The following is a 26,763-nucleotide window of genomic DNA, read 5'->3' as shown; positions in this document are numbered from 1 at the left end:
TCATCTGCCGCGTGGTGCCTGTCGGTCCCGCCGGGTGCGGGGCCATGGTTGACGTTCAATGTGACTTCGCATACATTGTACTTCAGGCATAGGACATCCTACATCCGATCTCCACTCACATTCCACTCGAGGTGACCCACCATGAAGCAACACAACGAAGTAATGAACATGGCCAGCTCCCGCCGCAATTTCCTCAAGATCGCCGGGGCCATGGGCGTAGCCGGCGCCTTCGCCGCGACCCTCTCGGCCTGCGGGCCCAGCGGCGCCACCGGCACCGCGACCACCGGGGCGGCAGGTGCCGCCGGGACCAAGCCGATCGAGGCAGGCATGTCCTACGCCCTGTCCACCGGGTTCGACCCGATGACCTCTTCGGGCGCCACCCCGATGGCAGCGAACCTGCACATCTTCGAGGGCCTGACCGAGCTGCACCCTTCCACCCGCGAACGCTACCTGGCCCTGGCCGCCGCCGAACCCGTCAAGGTCGGCGAACTGGGCTACGAGATCAAGCTGCGCTCAGGTGCCACCTTCCACAACGGTGACCCGGTCACCGTCGAGGACGTCGTCTACTCCTTCGACCGCGTGCTGGATGCCAAGAACGCTTCGCTCTTCGCCCAGTTCATTCCCTTCATTGACAAGGTCGCCGCCAAGGGCGAGGACACCGTCTCCTTCACTCTGAAGTACCCCTTCCCGCTCTTCGCCGAGCGCATTTCCATCGTCAAGATCGTGCCCAAGAAGCTGGCCTCCGCCGACCAGGCCGGCTTCGACGCCGCCCCGGTGGGCACCGGACCCTACAAGCTCATCTCCGCGGTCAAGGACGACAAGATCGTCTTCGAGAAGTTCGAGGCCTACAACGGCCCCATGGCCGCCAAGGCCCCGGGCATGACCTGGTTCCTGCTCTCGGATGCAGCCGCCCGCGTCACCGCCGTGGAGTCCGGCCGCGTCCAGGCCATAGAGGACGTCCCCTACCTGGACATCGAGCGGCTCAAGGCCAATGCGACCGTCGAGTCCGTGCAGTCCTTCGGCCTGCTTTTCTTGATGTTCAACTGCGCCGAGAAGCCCTTCGACAACAAGCTGGTCCGCCAGGCCCTGCACTACGGACTGGACACCCAGACCGTGATCGACCGCGCGCTGCTGGGCAACGCGACTGCCGCGAGTTCCTTCGTGCAGGAGAACCACCCGGGCTACCACCGTGCCGCCACCGTCTACACCTACGACCCGGACAAGGCAGCGTCCCTGCTCAAGGAGGCAGGGGTCACCGAGCTTTCCTTCGAGCTGTTGACCACCGACACCTCCTGGGTCAAGGACGCCGCCCCGGTGATCATCGAATCCTGGAACAAGCTTCCCGGGGTCAAGGTCACGCTCAAGTCCATGCAGTCCGGTGCCTTGTATCCGGACCACGTCGACTCGGGCACCTTCCGCGTCGTCGCGGCACCGGGCGATCCCTCGGTCTTCGGCAACGACCTGGACCTGCTGCTTTCCTGGTGGTTCCGCGGCACCGTGTGGCCGCAGGACCGCTTCCGCTGGCACGAGGCCAAGGAATACGCCACGGTGCAGAAGCAGCTGGATGAGGCGGTCCGCGCCGCCGACCCGGTCGCTGCACAGAAGGTCTGGAACCAGGTCATTGACCTGATCGCGGAGCAGGCACCGCTCTACCCGATCCTGCACCGCATGCTCCCGACCGCCTGGAACCCGGACACGCTCACCGGCTTCCGCCCGCTGCCGACCACCGGCCTGTCCTTCGTGGACGTCGCGCACGCCTAAAAATACTTGGCGCGCCGTCCTCCCCCTCCCCCATGGCGGGCGGGCGGCGCGCCACTTCTTTCCCAAGCTTTCTTTCTTCCACCCCCCCATACCGAGGAGCACCATAGACGTGGGCAATATCCTCCGCCTGCTGGGCCGACGCCTGGCGGCACTGCCACTGATGATCCTGGGCGTCACGCTGCTGGTCTTCCTGGTCCTGCAGTTCTCCCCCGGCGACCAAGCCACCACCGCGCTCGGCGAGGGCGCCAGCGAAGAGGCCAAGGCCGCCTACCGCGCCGAACGCGGCCTCGATGCGCCCGTGATCACCCAATACATTGCCTTCCTGGGCCGCCTGCTGGTGCTCGACTTCGGCAAGACCACCCCGCCGGCCCAGCCGATCTCCGACATCATTGCCGGTGCCTTCCCGCTGACCCTGCAGCTGACCTTCTTCGGCGTCGCCATCGCCGTGGTGCTCTCCCTGCTCCTGGGCGTCACCGCCGCCCTCTACCGCGACCGCTGGCCGGACCAAGGCATCCGTGTGCTGTCCATCGCCGCGGTGGCAACCCCCTCCTTCTGGCTCGGCATCCTGCTGATCCAGTGGCTGGCCCTGGGCACCGGAACCTTCCCCTCCGGCGGCTTCGTCCCCTTCAGCCAGGACCCCGCCGGGTACTTCCGCTCCCTGGCCCTGCCCGCCCTGGCGCTGGCCATCCCCGTCTGCGCCTCGCTGATCCGCGTGGTGCGCACCTCCATGGTGGAGGAGATGGACAAGGACTACGTCCGCACCGCCATCGGCAACGGCGTCCCGCGCCCCGAGGTCATCCGCCGCAACGTGCTGCGCAACGCACTGATCACCCCGGTCACCGTGCTGGGCCTGCGCATCGGCTACCTGCTGGGAGGTGCGGTGGTCATTGAAATGATCTTCTCGCTGCCCGGCATGGGCCAGCTCATCCTCAACGGCATCACCAACAACGACGTTTCCCTGGTCCAGGGCGTCACGCTGACCATCGCCATCACCTTCGTCCTGGTCAACATCGCCGTGGACCTGCTTTACCTGCTTATCAACCCCCGGATTAGGACGGTATGACCATGCGGTACGGACTCGCTGACCGCCTCAGCCGCCCCGGCCTGGCCTTCAAGGCCCTTCCCCTGGGCTCAAAGGCCGCCCTGCTCTTTCTCGGAATCGTTGCCCTGGCCGCCATCTTCGCCCCTTGGCTTGCCCCGCACGACCCGCTGGCCACCGGCATCCCCGCCCAGGCACCGAGCGCCACCAACCCCTTTGGCACCGACCGACTGGGCCGCGACATCTACTCGCGCCTGCTCTACGGTGCACGTTCCTCCCTGCTCATCGGCCTGGGTGCCGTGGCCCTGGCCATCGCCATCGGTGCGGTGCTTGGCGCGATCGCCGCGACGGCTTCCAAATGGGTCAGCGAATCGGTCATGCGCATCATGGATGTCATCATGGCCTTCCCCGGCATCGCGCTGGCAGCGGTGCTGCTGGCCACCCTGGGCAACTCCGTCCCGGTGATCATCGTGGCCATTGCCGTCATCTACATCCCGCAGCTGGCCCGCGTGGTCCGCGCCAACGTCATGGCCCAGTGGGGCGAGGACTACGTCCGCGCCGAACAAGTGCTCGGCGCTTCCCGCCTGCACATCCTGGTGCGCCACGTGGTGCGCAACACCGCGGCCCCGGTGCTGGTCTTCGCCACCGTCATGGTCGCCGATGCCATCATCTTCGAGGCTTCCCTGTCCTTCCTGGGCGCCGGCGTCCAGGACCCCGCCCCCAGCTGGGGCAATGTCATCTCCTATGGCCGCACCCTGGTGCTCAACGGCGCCTGGTGGGCCACCACCTACGCCGGCCTGCTGATCCTGCTCACCGTGCTCTGCCTGAACGTGCTGGCCGAGGGCCTCACCGACGCGATGGTGAACCCCCGGCTGCGCAAGCCGGCGAAGATCACCGAGAAGGACAACACCGCCGCCGCGGTGCTGCGCGCCGAGTCCGGCCACGGGGCCGCCGCTACCGCTGCCTCCTCCTCCCCTGATGCGGCGACACCACCGCTGCTGGCCGCCCAGCTCGAGGCCCTGCGCTCCACCGAGCTGGGCCGCTCCGACCGGCTGCACCCGAACACTGCCGCCCGCCCGATCCTCGAGGTGCGCGATTTGTCCATCCGCTTCCCCGACCGCTACGGCGACACCGCCATTGTTGACCGGGTCTCCTTTACCGTCAACGAGGGCGAGACCATGGGGTTGGTCGGCGAGTCCGGCTGCGGCAAGTCGATCACCTCCCTGGCGATCATGGGGCTGCTGGCACCCAACGCCTCGGTCACCGGATCGATCAAGTTCGAGGGCCGCGAACTCGTGGGCCCGGACAACCGCGAGACCACCCGCGAAAAGCTCTTCAAGGGCCTGCGCGGGGAACAGATCGCGATGGTCTACCAGGATGCCCTGTCCTCGCTGAACCCCTCGATGCTGATCCGCGAACAGATGGAACAACTGACCCGGCGCAACGGGCGGATGAGCCCGGAGGAACTGCTCAAGCTGGTCAAGCTGGATCCCCGCAGGACACTGCGCTCCTACCCGCACGAGCTCTCCGGCGGGCAGCGCCAGCGCGTGCTCATCGCCATGGCGCTCTCGCGCTCCCCCAAGTTGGTGGTCGCGGACGAGCCCACCACTGCACTGGATGTCACGGTGCAGGCACAGGTCGTCGACCTGCTCAACGAGCTGCGCGAACAACTCGGCTTCGCGATGGTCTTCGTCAGCCACGACCTGGCGCTGGTCGCCTCCCTGGCGCACCGCACCACCGTCATGTATGCCGGCCAGGTCGTCGAATCCGGCGCCACCGGCGAGCTGCTGGCCGACCCGAGGCACGAATACACCCGCGGGCTGCTCGGTGCGGTGCTCTCCATCGAATCCGGGGCCGAGCGCCTGCACCAGATCCCCGGATCGGTGCCCAGCCCCCGCGACTTCGCCGCCGGGGACAGGTTCGCCGCCCGCTCGCTGGACCCCGCGGCCGATCCGCACCGCGACCTTCAGCTGGTGCAGGTCGGTTCCGCCGACCACTACTGGGCCACCGCCGCCGATCCTGCGGCCACCGCTTCCGCCACTTCTTCCGAAGGAGCCAACGCATGAGCACCACCGCCCTGGCCGGCGCCCGCGGCGCCGGCGTGTCAACCGCCCCGGTCCTGGAACTGCGGGACGTGCACGTCCACCACCGCGCCCGCGGCGGCAAGCTCTTCCATCCCACCATCGTGCGCGCGGTCAACGGCGTCGACTTCACCATCGCCCGCGGGGAAACCGTGGGCATCGTCGGGGAATCGGGGTGCGGGAAATCCACCCTCGCCTCGGTGCTGGTGGGCCTGCGCGAACCGACCAGCGGCTCGGTGCTCTTCCACGATGCACCGTTCTCCCGCCGCGGGGGCGCCCGCAAGGAATTCGGCAAGGCGGTCTCGATCATCTTCCAGGATCCGGCCACCGCGCTGAACCCGCGGATGACGGTGCACGACATCCTCACCGACCCGCTGCTGGTGCACGGCATCGGCACCCGGGCCTCGCGCTCGGCCAAGGTCTACGAGCTGCTGGAACTGGTGGGCCTGCCGGCCTCCGCCGCGGAGGTCTCGCCCGCGCAGATCTCCGGCGGGCAGCGCCAGCGCGTTGCCATCGCCCGGGCCCTGGCCCTGGATCCGGAACTGGTGATCGCGGACGAGCCAACCAGTGCCCTGGATGTCTCGGTCCGCGCCCAGGTGCTGAACCTGCTCACCGACCTGAAGGCAAAGCTGAACCTGGGACTGGTCTTCATCTCCCACGACATCTCCACCGTCCGCTACGTCGCGGACCGCATCTGCGTGATGAACGCCGGTCAAATCGTGGAGCAGGGCTCCGCCGCCCAGGTCTTCGACAACCCCACCAACGACTACACCCGAACCCTGCTGGGAGCCGCCCCGAGCCTGCTCGCGGCCCCGGCAACCACCCAAACTCCCCTGGAGGAAGCATGAGCACCACCCCCGCATTCACCGGCGTCATCCCGCCCGTCGTCACACCGCGCACCAAAGAGGGCGCCCTGGATTTACCGGGACTGGAGGCAGTGGTCGAGCACCTGGTGGGCGGCGGCATGCACGGCCTGTTCCCGCTGGGCTCCTCCGGGGAAACCCCATACCTCACCAACACCGAGCGCACGCAGGTGCTGGCATGCGTGTCCTCGGCCACCGCCGGGCGCGTGCCCCTGCTGGTGGGCGCCAACGAACAGACCACCGCCCGGGTGATCGAGGAGGCCAGGAAGGTTGCCTCCGCCGGCGCCGACGCCGTGGTCATCACCACCCCGTACTACGCGATCTTTGACGCAGCGGAGGTCAAGCGGCACTTCCGCGCCGTGGCCGCTGCGGTGGACCTCCCGGTCTTCGCCTACGACATCCCGGTCCGCACGCACTTCAAGCTGGCCCCCGAACTGCTGGCCGAACTCGCCCACGAGGGCACCCTGGCCGGGGTCAAGGACTCCTCCGGCAACGACATCGCCTTCCGCCAGCTGCGCCTGCTCACCCGCGAGCTGCCCGGTTTCGCCATGTTCTCCGGCCACGAGGTCGTTTGCGATGCCGCGATGCTCTCGGGCGCCGACGGCCTGGTCCCGGGCCTGGCCAACGTGGACCCCGCCGGCTACCGCAGGCTCTACGACGCCGCGGTGTCGGGGAACTGGGAAACGGCCGTCAAGGAACAGGACCGCCTGGCCGAGCTCTTCCGCATCGTCGAGGTCCCCGATGCCTCCCGCGTCTCCCCCGGCGCCGGCGGCCTGGGCGCGTTCAAGACCGCCCTGGTGCAACTCGGCGTCATCGGCGCCAACACCATGAGCCAGCCCATGGAATCGCTGAACGCCGCCGAGGCAGCGCGCATCGGTGAGATCCTGTCCACCGCCGGGCTGCTCTAGGTCCATGGCAGCACTTCCCCCGCCGGTACCTCCCACCGCCGTCGGCATCGACCTGGGCGGCACCAAGATCGCCGCCGCCCTGGTGGGCGCCGACGGCACCATCACCTCCCGGGCATCGCTGCCCACCCCCGCGGCCGCCGGGCCCGAGGCCGTGCTGGACGCCATCGCCGAGCTCGCCGCTCCGCTCCTGGCTGCGGCCGCCGCCTCGGGTGCCCCGGCCCTCGGGGTGGGCATCGGGGCGGCCGGGGTCATCGACCCTGCCACCGCCCGGGTGCTCTCGGCCACCGAACACCTGCCCGGCTGGGCGGGGACGGACCTGCGCGCCGGGCTCGGTGCCCGGCTAGGGATCCACCCCTCTGCAGTGCACGCGGTCAACGACGTGCACGCCCACGCCCTCGGCGAAGGCTGGCTGGGCGCAGCCGCGGGGGCCTCCTCGGTGTTGCTGGCCGCCTTTGGCACCGGCATCGGAGGCTCGCTGCTGCTGGAGGGGGTTCCACTCTTTGGCGCCCGGCAGGTCGGCGGGCACCTGGGGCATGTGCCCAGCGTCGAAGCCTTGGGGCTGCGCTGCCCCTGCGGGGGAACCGGGCACCTGGAGGCCATCGCCTCCGGGCCTTCGCTGCACGCGCTGTACCTGCGCAGCGGCGGGGATCCGGAAGTGCCCGACGCGCGTGCGGTGTTCGCCCGCGCAGCCGCCGGGGATCGCCTGGCCTTGGCCGCCATTGACACCGCGGCTACCGCCGCGGGGCGGGCCCTGGGCGGGCTGGCCAATGCGCTGGACCCCGCATCGGTCATCGTCTCCGGCGGCCTGGCGGAGGCCGGGGATTCCTGGTGGGCGCCGCTGCGCGCCGCCTTCGCCGCCGAACTCATCGGCCCGCTGTCCTCCCTGGTCCCGCAACCCGCCGCCCTGGGCGCAGACGCCGCGCTGGCCGGGGCCGCCTTCCTGCTGCTGGCGCCCGCCGATTCCACCCAATTTCCCGCTTCCAAGGAGCCAACCCCGTGCTGTTGACAGCTTCCGATCTTGCCGCGCTGAAGGGCGCGCTGATCGTCTCCGCCCAGGCCTACCCCGGCGAACCCATGCGCGATCCGCGCACCATGGCCCAGGTCGCCGCCTCCGCGGTGATCGGCGGGGCCAAAGCGGTGCGCGTGCAGGGCCTTGCCGACATTACCGCCACCCGCTCCGCGGTGCAGGTCCCGGTCATCGGCCTGTTCAAGGACGGGCACGAGGGCGTGTTCATCACCCCCACGCTGCACCACGCGCTGGCAGTTGCCGCCGCCGGCGCCCACGTGGTGGCCCTCGACGGGACCCGGCGGCCGCGGCCCGACGGGCTCACCCTGGCCGAAACCATTGCCGGGATCCGCGCGACATCCGGTGCGACGGTGATGGCCGACTGCGGCTCGCTGGAGGATGCCATTGCCGCCGCGGCAGCCGGGGCGGATTTGATCGGCACCACGCTGGCCGGCTACACCGGCGAGCGTCCCAAGACCCAGGGCCCGGACCTGGAATTGCTTGAGGCCATCGTTGCCGCGGACCTGGGTGTGCCTGTCATCGCCGAGGGCAGGATCCACACCCCGGCCCAGGCCCGCGCGGCACTGGATGCCGGTGCCCACGCGGTGGTGGTCGGCACCGCCATCACCCACCCGGCTACCCTGACCGGCTGGTTCCTCGACGCCCTGGAATCATGAACCACACACCACGTGGCACCCACCGGCCCACCGCCGACCCTGCGAGCGCCGATCCCCTGGCCACCGGCCATACCGTCCTGGCCACCCGCGGCGCCGGCGGCTACCGGCAATACCGCATCCCCGCCCTGGCCGTGACCACGGCCGGGACACTGCTGGCGGTCTACGACGGGCGGCCCACGCTCGATGACCTGCCCTCCCCCGCGGACCTGGTGCTGCGCCGCAGCACCGATCACGGGCAAACCTGGGAACCCCAGCGCATCCTGCGCACCGGCACCGGGCTCAACGGCTTCGGGGACGCCTCCCTGCTGGTGGACCCCGACACCGGCACCATCTTCTGCTTCCATGCCGCGACCACCCAATGGGGCTTCTTCGAATCCCTGGAAGGCACCACACAGACCCAGCACGTTGACCTCTCGGTCTCCACCGACGACGGCCACAGCTGGAGCCACCGCCGGATCACCGGCCAGCTGAAACGGCCCGGGATCCGCGGCATCTTCGCCGCCTCGGGCGCCGGCACCCGGATCGGGCACGGACCCTTCGCCGGCCGGCTGCTCCAGCCCTGCGTGGTGTTGCTGGCCAAGGAGGGGCGGATCGCCGCCGCGGTGGCCCACAGCGATGACCACGGGCACAGCTGGAGCCTGGGAGATGCGCTGGAACCGGCAGCGGATGGCACCCACACCAACGAATCCTCGCTCGCCGCCCTGCCCGACGGAACCGTGCTGCTGCATTCGCGCGCCACGCCGCACCGGCTGTCCGCCCGCTCGGAGGACGGCGGCGCCACCTTCACCCGCCCCGTCCCGGTCCCGGAACTGCCCGACCCTTCCGACAACGGTTCGCTGCTGGCCCTGGCCGGCGGCGGGCTTGTCGCCACGCACAATGCGCACCGGCACCTGCGCCGCAACACCGTGGTGCGGCACAGTCCCGATGCCGGAACCAGTTGGGCCGGAACCGTGGTGCTCTGCCCGGGTGCCTCGGCCTACTCCACCGCCGCGCAACTGCCCGACGGCTCCATCGGCGTGCTGTACGAGCGCGGGGCCTACGAGGAAATCGTCTTCGTCCGCATCCCGCTCGCGGCGCTCACCGCACCGGCCGCCCTCAACCCGACCGCCACCACCCCGATGGACGCAGACCCCGTGCACGGGCCCCGCCCGCTGCCCGGCCACCCGGAACTCCTGGTCGAAGTCGTGCCCCGCTCGATCACCCCCGCCGCCCCGCAGCACTTCAGGTTCACCGAACCCCACTTAGTCCTTGGGCAGGCGTATGCCGGTTACGGGGCTGCGGGCAAGGAGGTGGGCCAGGCCGCCGCGCAGCTGGTGGCCTCCCGGGCCGACCTGCTGGCCAACTATGGCCCGCCCGTCCCGGGAATCCACCCCGGGGACACGCTGACCTATTCGGCCGCCGTCACCAACCACGGTTCAATTCCGGTGGCGGTGTCTCCGCACGGAAACGTGGACGCAGAGGCAAGAACCATCGCCCCGGGTTCCACCGCCGTGTGGCTCCACCTGAACCACCTCGCCACCGCGGCCGGCGTCCCGCCACGCATCGACTGGGCGGTCGAACCCGGGCAGGATGTGCCAGGCACTCCGCACCTCCACCCTCCCATGGCGCAACACCAGGACCGTCCGCTGGGCCCCAACCTGGCCGAGCGGTTGGCACCCTGAATCTTCCGGCACCGGCCCCTCTGCTTGGCTCCGCCGAGGCGACACGGCATGAGACGGGTGCGGCGAATCGAGGCTGGATCAGCTGGCGCGGCGCCCGGACTCCCGGGGACGGGTGCGCAAAAACCTTGTAGCGCCGCCGCACCCGCGCCTACCATGGGAACCCATCAGGTCCCCGGAACGGGGAACCTGCGAACCAGTCGTTCAGCCGGGGGATGACGGCACATCGATTGAGGGATGAAATGGTTGAGCCACAAGACTCCGGGGACACCGACTACCTGAGGGTGGCCGAGGCCGCCGCAGCGATGGACGTGCCGAGGATGACCGTGTACGACCTGGTGCAGGAGGGCAAGCTGCCTGCGGTGAGCTTCGGCAAGTCCTACCGGATTCCCGCCCGGGCCGTGCGGGAGTACCTGTCCGCCGACCGATACGCGGCGGTGCCCGCACAAATGGGCGTGCCGACCTAGCCGGGAACAGCAGGCACGGCACTGGTTACCGGCCGTGGCGCGGAAGCGGGGTCGCGAGGGCGCCAGGGCCGGCCGGCACCGGAGCCGGGCGCTGTGCCTTCCGACCGGCCGCGGTCCGGCTCATGAGTGTGGCCGTGGCCTCGGCGATGGCCCGTTCCTCGTCGGTGGGCACGACCAGCACCGGGAACACGGAGCCGGCGGTGCTGATGCACCGCGGCTCCCGCGCCGGGGCCCGGTTCGCCGCCTCGTCAAGTGCCAAGCCCAGGGCCGCCAGCTTGCCGACAACCAATGACCGGAAACCGGCCGCGCTTTCCCCGATGCTTCCGGTGAAGACCAGGGCTTTGGCACCGCCGACGGCCACATGGTAGCCGCCCGCGTATTTTGCCAGGCGGTAGGCGGCCATTTCCAGGGCGAGGCCGGCCTCTTTCCCCCCGTTCGCTGCCACTTTCTCAATGAAAGCCAAGTCGTCAAGGCCGCAGAGTGCCTGGAAGCCGCAGTGCCGATCCAGCATTTCCTCCGCGCCATCGGGATCGAGCCCTTTTCGTTGGAGGTACAGCAGGACCGAGGGATCGATGTCTCCGCACCTGGTGCCCCCGATCAACCCGTCCGCCGGCGAGTACCCCATGGACGTGTCGATGCTGCGGCCCCCCTTGATGGCTGTCACGGATGAGCCATCGCCCAGGTGCGCAATGATGCCGTCGAACTGTCCGACGCCCAGCCCCAGGAAATGCGATGCGGCGCGGGTGACCTGGTCGACCGAGATCCCATGGAATCCGTAGCGCCGGATCCCGTGCCGGCTGTAGTAGCCCCCGGGGATGGCATAGCGCCAGGCGGACTCGGGCATCGTCTGGTGAAAGGCGGTGTCAAAGACAGCCACCTGAGGGATTCCGGGCCACAAGGCGCCGGCAACCCGGATTCCCTGAAGTCCATCGGGGTTGTGCCGTGGGGCCAACCGCGTCAGGTCCTCCAGCGCGGCGATCGTTTCCTCGGTCAGTGCCACGGGCTCGGTGAATTTCTCTCCGCCGTGGACCACGCGGTGTCCGATGGCATCGATCGTCCTTTCGCCCAGGACCTCGTTCATGTGGTTCTTGATGTGCGCCAGGGCCTGGATTCCGTCCACGCTCCCGGAGAGATCCGGTCGCCCGCCACTCTTTGGGACCTCGCCCGAGGCGAGCAGAACCGATGCGTCCTGGGCATCCGCGTGTTCAAAGTGGCGCAGTTGGTAGCGGATCGACTCCGGGCCGCACATCAATGCCAGGATGAGCATGGTCCCGCCCCTGACCGGTGCCTCGTGGGGGAAACCCGTCGGTCCACGACGCGGCTGTGGTTTCCGGGGGCACGGATGGCGGGTGGGGCCGTCCGATGAACATGGATCTCGGATGGTGTGCGGCAAGGCCGAGGCCTGGTGCCCGGGACGGTGGGTGAACAGGCCATGCTGGATCTCCGAGGTACCCACCGGGGACATCGCCACCCCGTGGTTAAGGCCGGACCCTGCTTGCCGTCCATCTCCAGTCTATGGACCCCTCCCCGCGTGAGGGAAGGGATGAAGCCACCAGTATCCCCACCCGGCCCCGCGGTGCGGCCGGCGGCCGGAAGGACTGCCGCGACTGCCGCGATTGCGCTGAATCCTGGGGCGCCGCCGCCCGGCTGTCACGCCATGTCCGTCCGAGGGTGCACGTCCCGACGGTCCCGGAGGCTGACGCTCGGATACCTGGAAGCCCGTGCAAACACAATATCCCGTCATCCGGCATTGGTTGCCGGTCCCATCCATTGTCTTGGCCGAGGCGCGGCCGTAGCATTGCGACAGGGAAGATCCCTGTCGACGCCGGCTTCTGGCCGGTGGAGATGCGATACAACAAGAGGGTGCAACAATGGCAACAGGCGTAGTCAAGTGGTTCAATTCCGAAAAGGGCTTCGGCTTCATCGCTCCCGATGATGGTTCCGATGATGTTTTCGCCCATTATTCGGCGATCGCCAGCAGCGGCTACCGCTCCCTGGAAGAGAACCAGAAGGTCCAGTTTGATATCGTCCGAGGAGACAAGGGTCCGCAGGCGGAGAACATCCAGCCCTTGTAATCCCGGATCAAGAACATTCCCCCCTTTGCCACGTGCGGTAGCGGGGTCAGTGCATCCGAAGCGACGGGCCGTTGCGTTTGCTACCGGCCGTCAAGTCGAGGACGAGTGTACGGGGAGCCTGGTGCCATCGAACACCTGGGGAACCCTGCCCGAAGGATCAACCTTCGGGCAGGGTTCTTTCTCTTGCGTGGGGCACGCGCTTGCGACGGCCACAGACGGTTTCGTGCCATCCGGCCCAGCGGATCCGCGTCCGCCACTTGAGCCGGTACCCTTCGTGTTCTACGGTGGAATCCCACCGAGCAGGAGGTACGTCATGGGTGAAGTCATTGAACCACTGGACGCCGGGGACGCCGAGGCCATTGCCGCCGGGATCATCGCTCCCGACGAGGCCAGACCCGTGGATGAATCCGACCCCGAGCCCGGCCTGGACAGCGAGCGGCCAGTGCTGCTGGAGGACCGGAGGGGCAGCGAAGCTACCCCGACAGCTGGTTCCGGCGACGGCCTGGACGTTGAGTACACCGCGGATCCCGCAGATCAATAGGCGCCCGCGGCAACCTTGCCCCTTGCGACTTCCGGGGCACTGACCAATCTTGCCTCCACGGCTGAAGTAGCCGGTCGGCATTCGCGATGCGGTGCAGCCGTTGTGGCGCCCTGGCAGCGGTGGTGGGACGTTCTCCGCGGTTGGATCGCGACCTCGGCCAGCGATTGCCGTGTCCGAAATAGGCAACCGTTATCCGCGGGAGCGGTAGTCGGCCGGATTCTGGTCGATCAAGCCGAAGGCGTGAATGACGACGTCGACCAGAACGTCCCGCATATGGCCAGGGAGTGCGGCATACATCCTTTTCGGTCATTGCAGGCAAGGAACCCAGCGTCGGGAGGGCCTCTCGATGGCCGGAGCCCAGTCGATTAGACTACTCGTTTCTCGACCTCACCTACAGAGATGCTTTCCCAGCGGTTGGATATCTGAGGGAAGACGCGGAAAGGTGCAGCCAACCCGAGGTTGACTGCACCTTTCCTAGCTATTGCTGGCCTGGCGGAAGCACGCTAGAGGCGTGCAGTCCAGCTTTGCGTGCCGGTCAGCTTGTAGGCGCTGGATGACGCCTTGGTGGTGACGGTGACGGCCCCGGTGTACCTGTGGGTACCTGCAGCCTTCTTCACGCCGTTCACGTAGTAGGCGACACCCGTCTTCGACGGGATCTTCACCGTGTTGGCCGACGCGCTGAACACCGGCTTCGTCGGCGTCACCGCGTTGCGGTTGTCGAACCTCCACGACGTCGTTCCGGTCAGCTTGTAGACACTGTTCGATGCCTGGGCTGTGACGGTGACCACGCCGCTGTACTTGTGGGTACCGGCAGCCTTCTTGACACCGTTCACGTAGTACGCGACTCCCCTCTTGGATGGGATCGTCACCGTATTGGCCGAGGCACTGGCCACCGGCTTCGTCGGCGTCACCGCGTCGCGGTTGTCAAAATTCCACGAGACTGTGCCGGTCAGGGACTCGGTACCGCCGGCGGCCTTGGCCGTCACTTTGCCCTTTCCGGCGTAGGTGTGCGTCCCTGCCTTCTTCGCCACTCCGTTGATGGAGTAGGCCACGCCCGTCCTGTTGGGAATCGTGATGGTGTTGGCACTGGCGTTGGTGGCTGGCCTCGGCGCCGTCGCGGAGTTGACGTTGTTGAACTTCCAAGAAGTCGTCGCTCCTTCGGCCACCTTGTGCGAACTGTCAACGGCCTTGGCCGTCACAGTTCCCGATCCGGCGTTGACGTACGTACCCGCAGCCTTCGCTTCACCGTCGATGAAGTAGCCGACTCCGGTTGAAGCCGGAATCTTGACCTGGTTGGCCGTGGCACTGAAGGTCGGAGCAGCCGGGGTCACTTCGGTCCTCAGATCGAACTTCCACGAACGCGCCTCGACGATGTAGTTCTCCGAGGCCGCCTCCGCCGTGACCGTCACCTGCGTAGTTGCCGGGTAGGTTCCGGCTTCCTTGAGGGCTCCGTCGATGGAGTAGGCAACTCCGGTGACCTTCGGGATGGTCACGGTCTTGTTGGACAGGTTGTGGTCCGGAGCCTGCGCCGTGACGGTTTCCTTCAGGGTGCTCAGAGTTCCCTGGGTGGGATCGGAGATGAACTGTGAAGGTGCACCGTCAACCCCTGTCACGGTCGCCACGACCTGGACCGGGAATCCGGCCTCGGCCTCGGTGAAGGTGAACTTGCCCGTGGTGTTCGACTGCGTGGTGGTGGCGAACTGGGTGTTATCCGGTGCCAGGCGCAGGACCTGGAGTTCGAAGGCCACCTCGCTGCCGCCGGTGACCGGTCCCTGCACGTTGGCCGTGAGCTGGCCGCCGGCTGCCGGAACCGCGTTGGAGGAAAGTGCCACCGAAAGCGCGACGCCCGGCTCGGGATCGGGATCGCCGAGGCCGTTGCTGATGTCGATGATGCCGTCGGCGAACTGCAGCTGCTCAATGTTGCGCAGCACATCCACGCTGGCGTCGTTTCCGGTAGTGGTCACCTTGACCATGCCGTCGGGCAGGGCTTCGAGCTGCGCCTCGTCGGCATTGATGCCGTACACGACGGTGTCGCTTCCGCCCGTGGCGATCTGGATCTTCCGTTCGATCGTCAGCTCCGACGGGTTGATGGCGCGATCGAAGATGCGCTCGATGAAGGGCTCGAGCGTATCGGAACGTTCATCGCCCAGGGCGATGTTCACGTCCAGCCAGGCATCGCCGTCGACGAAGTTCTCGCCCCGACGGGGCTCGATCAGGTCGCTGCCGCCGCCACCGAGGATGAGGTTGTTGTTCATGTCCTCGGCATCGAAGGTCTGTCCGTCAAGGAAGGGCAGGGCGTAGACAGGCTGCTCGCCGCCGCCGAGCAGGTCACGAAGGCCGGTGACGCGGTCCAGCTGCGCCTGGGTCAGCCGGTGGCCGTACCCGATCTTGTCCCTCTGGGGGTCTTCGAATGCATCACGGTTGCGGACGCCGCGGACGACGTCATCCCCGTCGAATCCGGAGAACGCCTCGACCTCGTCGTAGCGATCGACGATGGAGCTTTCGACGCCCGGCACGATCTGGACGGGGTCAAGGTCGGCGCGAATCGGGTGGCTGGTCTTGTCGTAGGTCACCCAGTCGAATCCGAGCATGCCGTGGAAGCGGTCGGTGCCGGGGCCGCCGACCATGATGTCGTCGCCGCCTTCGGCGTCGTGGTCGTTGTTGCCGGTCCGGCCCACCAGGACGTCGTGTCCGCCGTGATACATCCCGGGGTCGTTTTGAGCGGTGCCGCTCAAGTCGCCGACCAGAAGGTCGGCGTTGGTTCCGCCGTCGATCCAGTCATCTCCCTCATCGCCGCGGACGTTGTCGCGGCCGGTGGAGCCAAGGATGAAGTCGTTCCCGAGCCCGCCGAAGCTGGTGGAGAAGTCCTGGCCGCCGACGATGAAGTCCTGCCCGGAACCACCGAAGAGCAGGTCGCCGAGGCCCGGTCCGCCGTTGAGTGCGTCGTTGCCGGCTTCACCTTGGAGACGGTCGTCGCCGAAGATGTCGGTCAGGACATCGTCGCCGTCGCCGCCCATGAGGGCATCTGCGCCGTCGTCACCTTCGATGGTGTCGTTGCCGCCCTTGCCCCAGACCGAGTCGTCACCGATGCCGGTGCGGATGGTGCTGCTTTGGTCGGCACCCTCGGCATCCTTGGCGTCCTGGACGACGATGTGTTCGTCTCCGGTGAACCGCCAGCCGTCGGCCTGCGAACCGGTGAGGCCTGCCGCGTTGAGCTCGGCCTGGCGGGTGGCGCCGTCGTCCAGGTTGAACGTCAGCTGCGGTGCCGCAAAGACATCGTGCGGGACGCGGTCCGCGGTGGTGTTGCGCTGCACGATCTGGGACAGCGAGTTCGCCTCCAGCGAGTGGAAGAGCGAGTTGCCCAGGTTGCGTGAGAGGTAGTAGAACCTGTCACCGTTCTGCAGGTCCTCAAGTTGCTTCTCAAAGACGTGGTTGAACGTGGCCCCGAGCATGCCGCCGAAGACGAACGGCTTCTCGGCCAGTCCACCCATCCACAGGTCAATGTCGTCCAGGCCGGCTTCGGACGCGGGCAGGTTCATGAATGCCGTGTCGCCCGCGAGCGTCGTACCGGCTGCACGCTTGGCTGCCAGGGTGGTGGCGGCGGTCAGGGACGGGTGGTTGCCGTAGGCGGCGATGAAGTTGACGATTGATTCCGGGTTCTTCATCGAGAGCTTGAAGTCCTGCCAGCTGGAGTAGGGCTGCAGCTGGGGATCGCGCGTCTCGGCAAAGAACACCTTGCGCGCCGCCTGGAGGCCCGGAGTACCGGTTTCCCTCGCACGCGCCATGTTGATGGTGGCGAGATCGAGCGGGAGGCCAAGAAGCTTGTTGCGCAGGGTATCGGTGACGAACTCGTCGACGCCGTTGGCGGTCTGGTTGGCCAGGCCCTTGAGGATGTTGCCCGCGGCATCCGCGGAATCGGTTCCCGAAGCCGCAAACAAAGCGGGATTGAGGAAGGCCTCCAAGAGTTGCTTGTCGGCGAACGTGCCGTCGGCTTGTTCCACCGGGATGGTCTCCCGCAGCATGGAGTGCCCGAACCGGTAGACGGAGTGGGCGAACTCGGCGCGGATCGAGGAGTTCACGTCCGGCTGGTACGAGTTCTCATTCAGCACAGTGGTGTCGATCTCCGGCTGGATCCGGCGGGCGAATTCCTCGAAGACCAGGTGCTGGTACTGCATCTCGGTCAGGAAGCGGGCGGCCTGGAACAGTCGCTCGCCCTTGTCCCAGAATCCGTTTGCGTTGAAGCGACTCTGCAGGTCGGCAGGCATCGAAGCGAGTTCTTCCTGGATCTGTGCCTGCAGGCGGTTGTGCTCCGAGTGGAAGACGTGGTGCACGGCGGTCAGGCCGATGTTCTCGTTTCCGCGACCATCGCCCGTGATGAAGTGCTTGCCCAGGGCGTCGTTGTCGTAGCCGGGGATCAGCGGGGAGTTCGGATCATTGGGAACCGACGGCTTTGGCTCGGCCGGCGTCGCACCATGGGCGATGTCGTCCAGGAACGATGCATTTGCCGTGAGCCCGTCCGTGACGATCGGTGAGCCGATGTTGCCTTCCTTGAACCCTCCGGTGGTGGCCAACTGGGGCATGCCCGAGGCTCCGAGGATCAGGTGTCCGTAGGGGTCCGTGGCGAGCAGCGGCACGTCCAGGACGTCGAAGTCGTCCAGGATGATTCCGAGCTTATCGGCTGCCTGGGCCTGGACATCGTCCCACGTGGGAAGACCTCCTGCTGCCCCGTCGAGGATCTTCCCCGTGGGAACGGGCTTGCCCTCGACGAGTTCGTATTCGCGCATGAACGCCTGGTGTGATGCGTGCGATCCGTAGGTCTGGTTCTGGTCCACGAACGGCGTGGTGCGGTTGACGTGTTCGCGAGCCGTGCCGTCATCACCGGTGTCGATGGTGGCGCGGGTCAGGGTCAGGAAGTTGGTGCGCCCGCCCGGGACATAGAGCGGGTCGTCCTCCTTCAGGGGCACCACAACGGTTCCGTTCCCGCCCTTGGACACGAGGTCCAGGCCGTGGTCGAAGAACTGGCCGAAGATCGTGAACAGGCTGGTGGCGGAGGCCGAAAGCCCCTCGTCGGTGGCGATATCGGGGATGAAGGTGTTGTTTGCGCCCTCCGGGCCTGCCCCCTCGACCCGCTGGACGACTTCGCCGGCGGCCGGATTGCCGGTCGTCTGGTCGACGATCAGGTTGCTGATGGTGCGTGGTTCCGAATCGTAGACGAATCCTTCGGTCTGCTTGTAGCTCGTGGCTGCCCCGGGTTCATCCGTGGCGTTTCCCGGGGCGCGCGGCGGCGTGACCTCGGCGTCCTTGTACTGGGCCGGAACGAGGCGCGGGAACGTTTCCTGTGCCGTGCCGAATCCGTCCTGGCCCGGCATGAGGTTGTTCCACCGCCCGTCAACGGTCCGCAGGCCGTGCGGCAGCAGCGGATTTCCCACGCAGGGGTCGTTGTTCGCGTCGAAGAATGTCTGCGACGCGACGTCGAACCGCTTGCCGTTTCCGCACAGCGGCGACGCATCGGGATTTGTGAGATTTCGCCTGGCATGCGCTTCGGAGATCTCGACCTGCTTGATGATGTATTCCAGGTCGCCTTGCGTGACGTTGAAGTCCTGACCCGGCGGAGGTGCGGCAACTGCGGCCGCAATCGGCCCGAGCGCACCGGTCGCAACCAATGCAGCCCCAACTGCAAGGGCCCCCCATTTTTTGCCCGGTTGCCCGGACTTTTCCCCATTTTTTTTCAATTTAATGCACTCCCAAGGTGATGACGGCGCGACGGATTGACCGTCGGCCGTGTTTGACCGAGGAACTGGCACTCCCCCAAAAGCCCAATGTGAGTGACCTGAACCCCCCAAGTACGGACAACTATGGCGCGAGAGCTCTCCAATGTAAATAGCGTGTGTTGACTCTTTTCCGGAGCCCCCGTGCAGTGCCCGCAAAACCACAAGCCGGGGCGGGAATGACGCAGGGATCGGCGCGAACCTTCCCCTGATGACAATCAGGATCGTTGGATGTTCATGCACGATTTCGCAGCGATTCGATCACCCACATCGCTGCCGGTCCTCTGGGGGGATTACTCGGAAATACCGAAACGGTAACCCACGTTTCGAATCCCCATGGCCGATCTGGAATTGGCAAGCCGCTCCAGGGGAAAGCCATTGAAAAAGAACCAAGACATTTCCTGCGCTCGACTCCTGACAGGCGAGGCTTGGCCTGACATACTGGGCCCATGGGGACTCGGGGGAAATCCAGGATAGGTGCAATCTTTTTGGGTGGCACAAGCATCATCTGCATGCTTTCGGCATGCGCCTTCTTCGGACCGGGACCGCCCAGTCCGACCAGTGACCCGTCCGCACGGGGCTCCACGGAACCGGTGCCTTCATCTTCCGCGGCCGTCGAAAGCCCCACGTCGAACCCGACGACAAGCGCCTCGGCTTCCGCGGGCACCGGCGAGCGCCCATCTTCCGGCGCCGGCTCCGTGAAGGGATCAATGGTGCTGGAGTTGGCGGACCCTGGGCTCCCCGCGGGCGCCGATTGCCAGGCCAGCGCCCAGAACACCAGTGAGGTCACCTCCGGCGGAGGCGGACTGGGTGGCGCGTCGGCGGCACTTGGACCGGTGTCCCCGGCCGACTCCACCGACTTCGACCTGTTGCCCGGGGTGTACGACGTTCTCGTCCTGTGCACCGCCGGTGAGGAAACCTGGCAGGCGGTGGAACGTTCGGTGTCCATCACCAGGGACCACGTCACGAACGTTCGCCTCGAACCCAACCAGGAACTCTAGCAGAACCCCCCTTGTTGCGGCACTCGGGCATCCAAGGCTCCGAGCTAGCGTGAAGCCCCGGTCCGGGGCTTGGGAAGCTTGGACAGCCGTTCGGCCATGAGCCCCGACACCTGCTCATGGAAGCGCTCGGTAGAGTCCCCGCGCGCGGCCCCGAAGTAGAGTTCCCGCGCCCTGAGGCGGCCATCTCGTCATCCTCGATCCACGATTCGAGCAGGGTGTCGAGTGAACCGTGGCCCGCCTGATTGACCACTCGGCAGGCGGAGGAGACCGGGGCGTCTTCATGCAGTTTGTCAGATGTATCCCCGGCGGTCGGTCAGGATCAGGGGCTTGTCAACGCACAGGTAGAGGAAGTCCAGTCCGACACTCGAAAAATCAGTACACGTCCACCGAAGTGTAGTTGTTGTCGTAGTTCTCACCCTCCCAGGTCGGCGAATAAGTGACCGTCCGCTGCTCGCTCTCCGATAAGGTCGGCTCAAAATCCACACCAAGTTGGGGCCTGCCGGTCACCAGGAGCTTGTCAAAATCACAGTCGATCAATCGCGCCTCGTGCCGCGCAATGGCTGCCGGACCTACAACGAAAACCTTGTCGTAGGCCTTCGCCTTGTTTGACACCACGAAGGTCGTTTACGTGGGCCGGTTGACTGCCAACAAGAACGTGGTCCAGATCATCGATATCGTCGGCACGGTGGCTCGCACCGGACATCGAGCTCGACATTCTCGGCGAAGGCGAACAACGCCAGGCCTTGGAGAAGCAGGTCGCAGATCTGGGCCTGGGGTAAATCGTGCACTTCCGTGGCCATGTCGCCGCGGTGGGACAGTATCTGTCGACGGCAAGCGTGCTCCTCGAGGCCCAGTCATACGGGTGCATTCCGGTGGCCTTCGATGTGCATTTCGGTCCGAGAGAAGTCATCAAGCAGGGCGAGACCGGCTATTTGGTCGAATACGGCGACATTGCAGCCGCGGCCGGTACCGTCATACGGTTGCTCGTCAACGAGGAACTTGCTTCGAGTATGTCTGCGCGGGGATTCGAGCAGGCCCAGGATTTCACCAGCCCCGCGATCTCCAGACGCTGGCAGGAAACCCTGGATTTGGCCCGTGGCAACCAGCGGGCCCTTTCCGTCCTGGGTCTCCTCGAGCCTCCTCTGGACTGCATCCGTTTCCGACCGGATGGACAGCTCGAAGTCGACATCGACCGGGAGGAAAAACAACTGGTTGTCGATGCACTGCATTTGGTGATCTCCGCGCGGGACTCGCAGGCTACCGGCCCGACACAAAGGATTGAACCCAGTGAGATCACCGGGGACGGAGCGAGGTTCCTGATTCCCGCGGGCACCAGATCCGCTGCCAACCCCGCAGCAATCCTTGACCTCAGCCTTGGTCTTCGCTCGGGCTCCGCGGCCATGACGATACGTCTGGGGCCAAGGAGCAAACCCGATCTCCTCCCCTATCTCACGGCCTATGGAAACCTGAGCCTCAAGTAATCCACATGGCCACGCGGGCCAAATAACTGCAGGCACGGCGATGGGTGTCGTTTCCTCGGGTAAGGAAACGACACCCATCCTTTAGGCGCTCCAGGTACTTCTAGGTGGGGGGCCGCCTATGGTGCCGGGAGCGTGTTCAAAGCGCTCGGGACTATGTCCGTTGCGTTGGACAGTGCCACTTCATCCTGGCCCTGGTCATCGGTGTAGGCGATGGCCAGGCGAATGAAGTTGTTCTGCTGTGCGGTGGTGACTGTGAACGAGGCCGCGTTGGACCCATCGCCGGTGGCTCCGGCGATATCGCTCCAGTCGGTTCCGTTGGGACTCTGCTGCCAGGTGTACACGCCACCTGTCCCTGCGAGCACCGCTTCCGCACCATCCTCGTCACTCATTTGGGTGGCGATCCGCAGGCTGTCACCGACCTGTGCTGCCTGTGGTGCGATGACCGCACCCACCGGAGCGTCATTGACGTTGGCGACTGCCGCGGTGGGTTCCGAGGCGATCTGTTCATGCGTTCCCGCACCGTCAATGTAGGTGATCTGTACCCGGACCGGGGCGCCGACTTCGGCGTCGGTGAGGGTGAAGGTACCCGTCTCATTCGCCTGGGTGGTGACCCACGCGTTGGTGAATTCAGCGGTCTCCGCTTCCACGAAGGCCTGCAGCGAGTAAGTCAGGTCCGATTCGATGCCGTCGGAGTCGGTGACTCCGCCGGCGTCGGTGGTGACGACGCCGTTTTCGGTGATCGGTGCGGTGAAGCCCAGCTGGACCTCACCCTCGGCCTGGCCGCAATTCGCCGTGGTGCCCAGCGGGAGGCAGACAACCTGGTCGTTGAACTGGATGCGCTCGATGTTGCGCAGGGTGTTGGACTTTGCCTCGCCCTCGAGCACGTTCACGACCTTGACGACGTTGGGTTCCAGCTCGGTCACGGTGTAATCCGCCGCGACGCCCTCGAAGACCACCGTGTCAATGTTGTCAGCTTCATTCTCCAGCTGCAGGACCTCGCGAACCATATGCAGTTCGCTCGGGTTGATCGTTCCATTGAGCAGCCGGGTGTTGAAGGCAGTCATGGAATCCCGGGACTCCACTGCACCGCCGGCAGGCCGGTACTCGATGCGAACGTTCAGCCACGCATCCCCGTCGACGAAGTTGCGTCCGTCGCGCGGTTCAAGAAGATCCGAGCCTGTGCCTCCGAGCAGGATGTTGTTGTTGAAGTCCCCTTCGAAGGTGAGCGGGTCGTCGAGCAGGAACGGACGGGAGTAGGCAGGAACTTCTCCCCCGCCGAGCAGCTCGCGAAGGTTGTCCACGCGATCCAGGTGTTCCTGGGTCAGGTGGTGCCCATAGCCGACTGCTCCGCCTGCCGGATCGAACGAGAGGTCCGGGTCGCCCTGCGAGCCGCGAATGATGTCGTTTCCGGTCCATCCGCTGGTGGCTTCGGTCTGCAGGAACCTGTCCCTGATGCCGCTCAAGTCGAGCGGCATGCCCACGATGAAGCCCATGTCGGAGTTGACCGGTGTGGTGTGGCCCTTGTGGGTCACCCAGTCAAATCCTAGGACGCCGGAGTACCTCTCGGTTCCCGGCCCGGCAACCATGATGTCGTCGCCACCCTCTGCGTCGATGTCGTTGTTTCCACCATTGCCCATGAGAATGTCATGTCCGCCGTGGTAGAGGTTCGGATCGTTGACCATGGTGTTGCCCATGTCGCCCTGGACCAGGTCGGGGCCGCCCAGGCCTTCAAGCCAGTCATTGCCCTCGTCGCCGTAGAGGATATCGGAACCGGTGGAACCGATCATGAAGTCATCGCCGAGTCCGCCGTGGGCGGTGACCCTGTCTTGGCCTCCGAGCATCCAGTCGATGCCCGATCCGCCGAAGGTGAGGTCCCCGACTCCCGGGCCCGGGTTCATGACGTCGTTGCCGGCTTCGCCCTGCAACCTGTCTCCGTCGCCGAAGAGGTCGTTGAGGATATCGTCGCCGTCCCCGCCCATCAGGACGTCAACACCGTCGTCACCTTCGATCCTGTCGTTGCCGCCCTTGCCCCAGATGGAGTCGTCGCCGAGACCGCCGCGGATGGTGCTTGCGGCGTCGGTGTCCTGGATGACCACGTGTTCGGCGCCATTGAAGCGCCAGCCGTCAGCTTGGCTGCCGGTCAGGCCCGCGGCGTTCAGTTCCGCCTGGGTGGAATCCAGGTTGAACGTTGCCTGCGGAGATGCGAACACGTCATGCGGAACACGGTCCGCGGTGGTGTTGCGCAGGACGATCTGGGAGAACGAGTTCGCTTCCAGGGAGTGGAAGAGCGTGTTGCCCAGGTTGCGGGAGAGGTAGTAGAACCTGTCACCGTTCTGCAGGTCCTCGAGCTGCTGCTCAAAGACGTAGTTGAAGGTGGAACCCAACATGCCGCCGAAGATGTACGGCTTTTCTGCCAGGCCGCCCATCCACAGGTCAACATCGTTGAGGCCGGTGCCTGCGGCCGGGGCATTCATGAATGCGGCGTCCGCTGCAAGTGCCGCGCCCGCTGCGCGCTTGTCGGCAAGCGTGGTTGCGTCGTTCACCGTGGCGTGGTTGGCGTACGCGGCCAGGAAGTTCCCGATGGATTCGGGGTTCTTCATGGAGAGCCGGAAATCTTCCCAGCTTTCATAGGGTTGCAGCTGCGAGTCGCCCGATTCGTTGTAAAACGTATCGCGTGCTGTCTGCATCGAGGCGACACCGGTGTCCCGTGCGCGCGCCAGGTTGATGGCCGGCAGATCCAGCGGCAAACCGAGCAGCTTGTTCCGCAGGGTATCGGTGACAAACTCGTCGATGCCATTTGCGGTTTGGTTGGCCAGGCCCTTCAGGATTCCGCCGGCCGATTCGTCGGCGGACATTGGCTGTCCGTCAGGTCCGGTGGCGAATACCTTCGGAGCCAGGAACGCATCAAGCAACGGCAATTCGGTCGTCTGCGTTCCGTGCGTGCGTGGGACTGTCTCGCGGAGCATGGAGTGTCCGAACCGGTACACGGCATGGGCGAATTCGGCCCTGATGGAGGAATTCACTTCTGGCTGGTAGGAGTTCTCATTCAGCGCCGTCGGATCGATCGCGGGCTGGATGCGGCGAGCAAATTCCTCGAAGACCAAGTGCTGGTACTGCATTTCGGTGAAGAACCGAGCTGCCTGGAAGAGACGTTCGCCGTAGGTCCAGAAACCGTCGGCCTGGTAGCGTTCGAGCAATGCCGCCGGCACATTGGTTTCCAGTTCTTCCTTCACCTGTTCCATCAGCCGGTTGTGTTCAGAGTGGAACACATGGTGGACGGAAGTGAGCCCGATGTTCTCATTGCCGCGACCGTCGCCGGTGATGTAGTGCGATTCCAGGGTTGCATTGTCGTAACCCGGAATCTGCGGTCCATTGGGATCGTTCGGGTTATTTACGAGCACCGGGGTGGCCCCGTGGGCAATGTCATCCAGGAACGAGACATTCGCGGTGAGCACGCCATCGGTTGACAGCGGAGTTGTCCGGTTGCCCGACCTGAGCTCATTGCCTTCAAAGACCATCTGGGCCTGGCCGTTGGCGTCAAGAACAAGTGAGCCGTACGGGTCGGTCACGAGCAGCGGCACATCCAGGACGTCAAAGTCATCCATCTCGATGCCAAGGATGCTTCGTGCTTGGTCCTTGACATTCTTCCAGGTTGGGAGGCCTTCGCCGCCGGCACCGTTGAGGATCTTTCCGGTCGGCGTCGGCCGGCCATCAACCAACACGTACTCGCGCATGAACGCCTGGTGTGAGGCATGAGAACCATAGGTCTGGTTCTGGTCAACAAACGGAGTGGTCCTGTTGACGTGCTCGCGTTGGCCATCGGTGGAGTCGATGGTTGCACGGGTGAGCATCAGGAAATTGGTGGGCGAGCCGGCGACATACAGCGGATCGTCTGGCTGCAGCGGAATGACAACGGTTCCATTGCCGCCCTTGGAAACCAGGTCCAATCCATGGTCGAAGAACTGCCCGAAGATGGTGAAGAGGCTCGTGGCCGAAGCGGAAAGCCCCTCATCTGTTGCGATGTCGGGAATCTGGTATGTGTCGCTCGTGATCAACGGTGCCAGTGCTCCGTCCAGTGCCGGTGCCAAAGCGACCGGTCCGCCGACGACCACCACGTTCCTGGGCTGAAGTCGTTGGATTTCAGCGAGGATCGCAGGTGGGATGGTGCCGTTTGCCGGAACCAGCAGAATCGGTGCGCCCTTGGCTCCCGCCACCGGCGCCAAGCTTAGCGCGTCCGGGAAGTTGGAACCGGTCGTCACGTAGATCGTGTCCACCGGAGGCGTGTAATTGGCGGCGGAAATCATTGCCGCGGTGTCGTACCGCGTGGCTCCGCCAATCCGGGTCACGGGCCAGGAGGCCCGCAGGGTGGTTTCAACCGACTCGGAAACTGCAATGGGTCCGCCCAGGATGACAATTTCCTGTGGGGCTAGTCGTTGCAATTCGGCCAGTACAACGGCCGGAACGGTGTTCTGCCCGACGAGCAGGACCTGATGCCCATCCCGTGCAGCTGGAGCGGCAACCGCCAAGGCGTCAGAAAAACTGGCACCTGTTGCGACATAGACACGTGCTTCCGGGTTCGTCGGAGATGCATCGGGGTTCGCAAACTTGCTGAGCTCCACAGCCGTTTCGTACCGGTTGGCACCGGCTACACGCGAAACAGCCCCGGATGCGTAGGTACCAAGTTCCGTGAACACGGCATCGGAGACAGCGGTGGGTCCGCCGGCCACTATGATGTTCACCGGGTTCAACCGGGTCAGCTCCGTTGCAATGTCGGCCGGAATGCTGTTCGAACTGACCAGCAATACCGGCGCGTTGAGTGCCTTTGCCACTGAGCCGGACACCAATGCATCTGCATAGTCATTGGACCGGGAGATGACAACGTTTTCCGTGTTTGCCGGGAAGAAGGATTTGCTGATCGCGGCAGAAGTTGCCGCCGAGTTGGCACCAAAGACGCGCGTCGGTGCCTCGCCCATTTCCAGGCCTGCGCCGTCAACACGGGCAGCGACTTCGCCAGCGGCGGGATTGTCCGCCGTTTGGTCAACAATCAGGTTGCTGATGGTGCGCGGTTCCGAGTCATAAACGAAGCCCTCGGTTTGGGTGTAGCTCGTAGGTCCGGGAGCTCCTGGCGCACCATCGGGCCTGACCTGAGCGTCTTTGTATTCGGCTTCAAGCAGGCGCGGGAAGACCTCCTGGGCTGTCCCATACCCGTCCTGGCCAGGCATCAGGTTGTTCCATCGACCGTCCACCGTCCGCAGTCCGAACGGCAAAAGTGGAGATCCCACGCAGGGATCTCCATCTAGGTCGATATGTGTTTGTGTTGGAATGTCAAACTTTGACGTTGGCTTACACAATGGTGATGAATTTGCGTTGGCCATTGCATCCTCGGCATGCGCCTCAGCGATATCAATTTGTTTGATAATGAATTCGAGATCGCCCT

17 protein-coding genes are annotated in these 26,763 nt (G+C 65.7%); 13 read left to right on the top strand and 4 right to left on the bottom strand.

Annotated elements, in window-relative coordinates:
• Positions 1 to 141: 141 nt before the first annotated feature.
• From ACIPUB_RS01925 to ACIPUB_RS01885, 9 genes are all read left to right on the top strand, one after another.
• Positions 142 to 1,761 (top strand): ABC transporter substrate-binding protein, encoded by a 1,620-nt coding sequence (locus ACIPUB_RS01925; protein ID WP_407605849.1) that lies wholly within the window; start codon positions 142 to 144, stop codon positions 1,759 to 1,761.
• A 109-nt stretch (positions 1,762 to 1,870) separates the two neighbouring features.
• Entirely contained in the window at positions 1,871 to 2,824 is a 954-nt protein-coding gene (locus ACIPUB_RS01920; RefSeq protein ID WP_407605848.1) for an ABC transporter permease, read from the top strand.
• Between the two features lie 2 nt (positions 2,825 to 2,826).
• Positions 2,827 to 4,866, top strand: coding sequence for a dipeptide/oligopeptide/nickel ABC transporter permease/ATP-binding protein (locus tag ACIPUB_RS01915; RefSeq protein WP_407605868.1), 2,040 nt, complete (start codon positions 2,827 to 2,829; stop codon positions 4,864 to 4,866).
• Entirely contained in the window at positions 4,863 to 5,729 is an 867-nt protein-coding gene (locus tag ACIPUB_RS01910) for an ABC transporter ATP-binding protein (RefSeq protein WP_407605847.1), read from the top strand. Before ACIPUB_RS01915 ends, ACIPUB_RS01910 begins: the two co-directional genes overlap by 4 nt.
• Positions 5,726 to 6,652 carry a dihydrodipicolinate synthase family protein gene (locus ACIPUB_RS01905; RefSeq protein WP_407605846.1) on the top strand — a complete coding sequence of 309 codons (927 nt, stop codon included), beginning with the start codon at positions 5,726 to 5,728 and terminating at the stop codon, positions 6,650 to 6,652. Before ACIPUB_RS01910 ends, ACIPUB_RS01905 begins: the two co-directional genes overlap by 4 nt.
• Before the next feature lie 4 nt (positions 6,653 to 6,656).
• Positions 6,657 to 7,658 carry an ROK family protein gene (locus ACIPUB_RS01900; protein WP_407605845.1) on the top strand — a complete coding sequence of 334 codons (1,002 nt, stop codon included), beginning with the start codon at positions 6,657 to 6,659 and terminating at the stop codon, positions 7,656 to 7,658.
• Entirely contained in the window at positions 7,652 to 8,335 is a 684-nt protein-coding gene (locus tag ACIPUB_RS01895) for an N-acetylmannosamine-6-phosphate 2-epimerase (protein WP_407605867.1), read from the top strand. Before ACIPUB_RS01900 ends, ACIPUB_RS01895 begins: the two co-directional genes overlap by 7 nt.
• On the top strand, positions 8,332 to 9,996 hold the full coding sequence (locus ACIPUB_RS01890) for an exo-alpha-sialidase (protein WP_407605844.1): 1,665 nt from the start codon (positions 8,332 to 8,334) through the stop codon (positions 9,994 to 9,996). The genes ACIPUB_RS01895 and ACIPUB_RS01890 overlap by 4 nt, the downstream gene beginning before the upstream one ends.
• A 239-nt stretch (positions 9,997 to 10,235) precedes the next feature.
• Entirely contained in the window at positions 10,236 to 10,460 is a 225-nt protein-coding gene (locus ACIPUB_RS01885; protein ID WP_407605843.1) for a helix-turn-helix domain-containing protein, read from the top strand.
• A 25-nt stretch (positions 10,461 to 10,485) separates the two neighbouring features.
• Here the strand turns inward: ACIPUB_RS01885 and ACIPUB_RS01880 are convergent, their stop codons facing one another.
• Positions 10,486 to 11,727: an acetate/propionate family kinase gene (locus ACIPUB_RS01880; RefSeq protein WP_407605842.1), complete on the bottom strand. Its 1,242-nt coding sequence runs from the start codon at positions 11,725 to 11,727 to the stop codon at positions 10,486 to 10,488.
• A gap of 604 nt (positions 11,728 to 12,331) precedes the next feature.
• Between ACIPUB_RS01880 and ACIPUB_RS01875 the strand changes: the two genes are divergently transcribed.
• On the top strand, positions 12,332 to 12,535 hold the full coding sequence (locus tag ACIPUB_RS01875) for a cold-shock protein (RefSeq protein ID WP_264270861.1): 204 nt from the start codon (positions 12,332 to 12,334) through the stop codon (positions 12,533 to 12,535).
• A 313-nt stretch (positions 12,536 to 12,848) separates the two neighbouring features.
• Positions 12,849 to 13,076 carry a hypothetical protein gene (locus tag ACIPUB_RS01870; protein ID WP_407605841.1) on the top strand — a complete coding sequence of 76 codons (228 nt, stop codon included), beginning with the start codon at positions 12,849 to 12,851 and terminating at the stop codon, positions 13,074 to 13,076.
• A gap of 503 nt (positions 13,077 to 13,579) precedes the next feature.
• On the opposite strand, the gene ACIPUB_RS01865 is transcribed toward ACIPUB_RS01870, so the two are convergent.
• Entirely contained in the window at positions 13,580 to 18,739 is a 5,160-nt protein-coding gene (locus tag ACIPUB_RS01865) for a peroxidase family protein (protein WP_407605840.1), read from the bottom strand.
• Positions 18,740 to 19,437: 698 nt separating this feature from the next.
• On the opposite strand from ACIPUB_RS01865, the gene ACIPUB_RS01860 reads away from it, so the two are divergent.
• Positions 19,438 to 19,845: a hypothetical protein gene (locus ACIPUB_RS01860; RefSeq protein WP_407605839.1), complete on the top strand. Its 408-nt coding sequence runs from the start codon at positions 19,438 to 19,440 to the stop codon at positions 19,843 to 19,845.
• A 372-nt stretch (positions 19,846 to 20,217) separates the two neighbouring features.
• Here the strand turns inward: ACIPUB_RS01860 and ACIPUB_RS01855 are convergent, their stop codons facing one another.
• Positions 20,218 to 20,460, bottom strand: a complete 243-nt coding sequence (locus ACIPUB_RS01855; protein ID WP_407605838.1) for a hypothetical protein — start codon at positions 20,458 to 20,460, stop codon at positions 20,218 to 20,220.
• A gap of 167 nt (positions 20,461 to 20,627) precedes the next feature.
• Between ACIPUB_RS01855 and ACIPUB_RS01850 the strand changes: the two genes are divergently transcribed.
• Positions 20,628 to 21,326, top strand: coding sequence for a glycosyltransferase (locus ACIPUB_RS01850; protein WP_407605837.1), 699 nt, complete (start codon positions 20,628 to 20,630; stop codon positions 21,324 to 21,326).
• Between the two features lie 116 nt (positions 21,327 to 21,442).
• On the opposite strand, the gene ACIPUB_RS01845 is transcribed toward ACIPUB_RS01850, so the two are convergent.
• Positions 21,443 to 26,608, bottom strand: coding sequence for a peroxidase family protein (locus ACIPUB_RS01845; RefSeq protein WP_407605836.1), 5,166 nt, complete (start codon positions 26,606 to 26,608; stop codon positions 21,443 to 21,445).
• Between the last annotated feature and the right edge of the window lie 155 nt (positions 26,609 to 26,763).

It is taken from the genome of Paeniglutamicibacter sp. ORCA_105, assembly GCF_045798545.1.
GTDB lineage: Bacteria > Actinomycetota > Actinomycetes > Actinomycetales > Micrococcaceae > Paeniglutamicibacter > Paeniglutamicibacter sulfureus.
Note: the sequence above shows the minus strand (reverse complement) of the source record. Positions and strands in the feature narration are given on the sequence as shown.

Bases quoted from the DNA above. Each gene is read 5' to 3' on its own strand.
- ACIPUB_RS01870 (WP_407605841.1), top strand. From the start codon at position 12,849: ATGGGTGAAGTCATTGAACCACTGGACGCCGGGGACGCCGAGGCCATT.
- ACIPUB_RS01885 (WP_407605843.1), top strand. From the start codon at position 10,236: ATGGTTGAGCCACAAGACTCCGGGGACACCGACTACCTGAGGGTGGCC.
- ACIPUB_RS01910 (WP_407605847.1), top strand. From the start codon at position 4,863: ATGAGCACCACCGCCCTGGCCGGCGCCCGCGGCGCCGGCGTGTCAACC.
- ACIPUB_RS01925 (WP_407605849.1), top strand. From the start codon at position 142: ATGAAGCAACACAACGAAGTAATGAACATGGCCAGCTCCCGCCGCAAT.
- ACIPUB_RS01905 (WP_407605846.1), top strand. From the start codon at position 5,726: ATGAGCACCACCCCCGCATTCACCGGCGTCATCCCGCCCGTCGTCACA.
- ACIPUB_RS01875 (WP_264270861.1), top strand. From the start codon at position 12,332: ATGGCAACAGGCGTAGTCAAGTGGTTCAATTCCGAAAAGGGCTTCGGC.
- ACIPUB_RS01890 (WP_407605844.1), top strand. From the start codon at position 8,332: ATGAACCACACACCACGTGGCACCCACCGGCCCACCGCCGACCCTGCG.
- ACIPUB_RS01915 (WP_407605868.1), top strand. From the start codon at position 2,827: ATGCGGTACGGACTCGCTGACCGCCTCAGCCGCCCCGGCCTGGCCTTC.
- ACIPUB_RS01880 (WP_407605842.1), bottom strand. From the start codon at position 11,727: ATGCTCATCCTGGCATTGATGTGCGGCCCGGAGTCGATCCGCTACCAA.
- ACIPUB_RS01900 (WP_407605845.1), top strand. From the start codon at position 6,657: ATGGCAGCACTTCCCCCGCCGGTACCTCCCACCGCCGTCGGCATCGAC.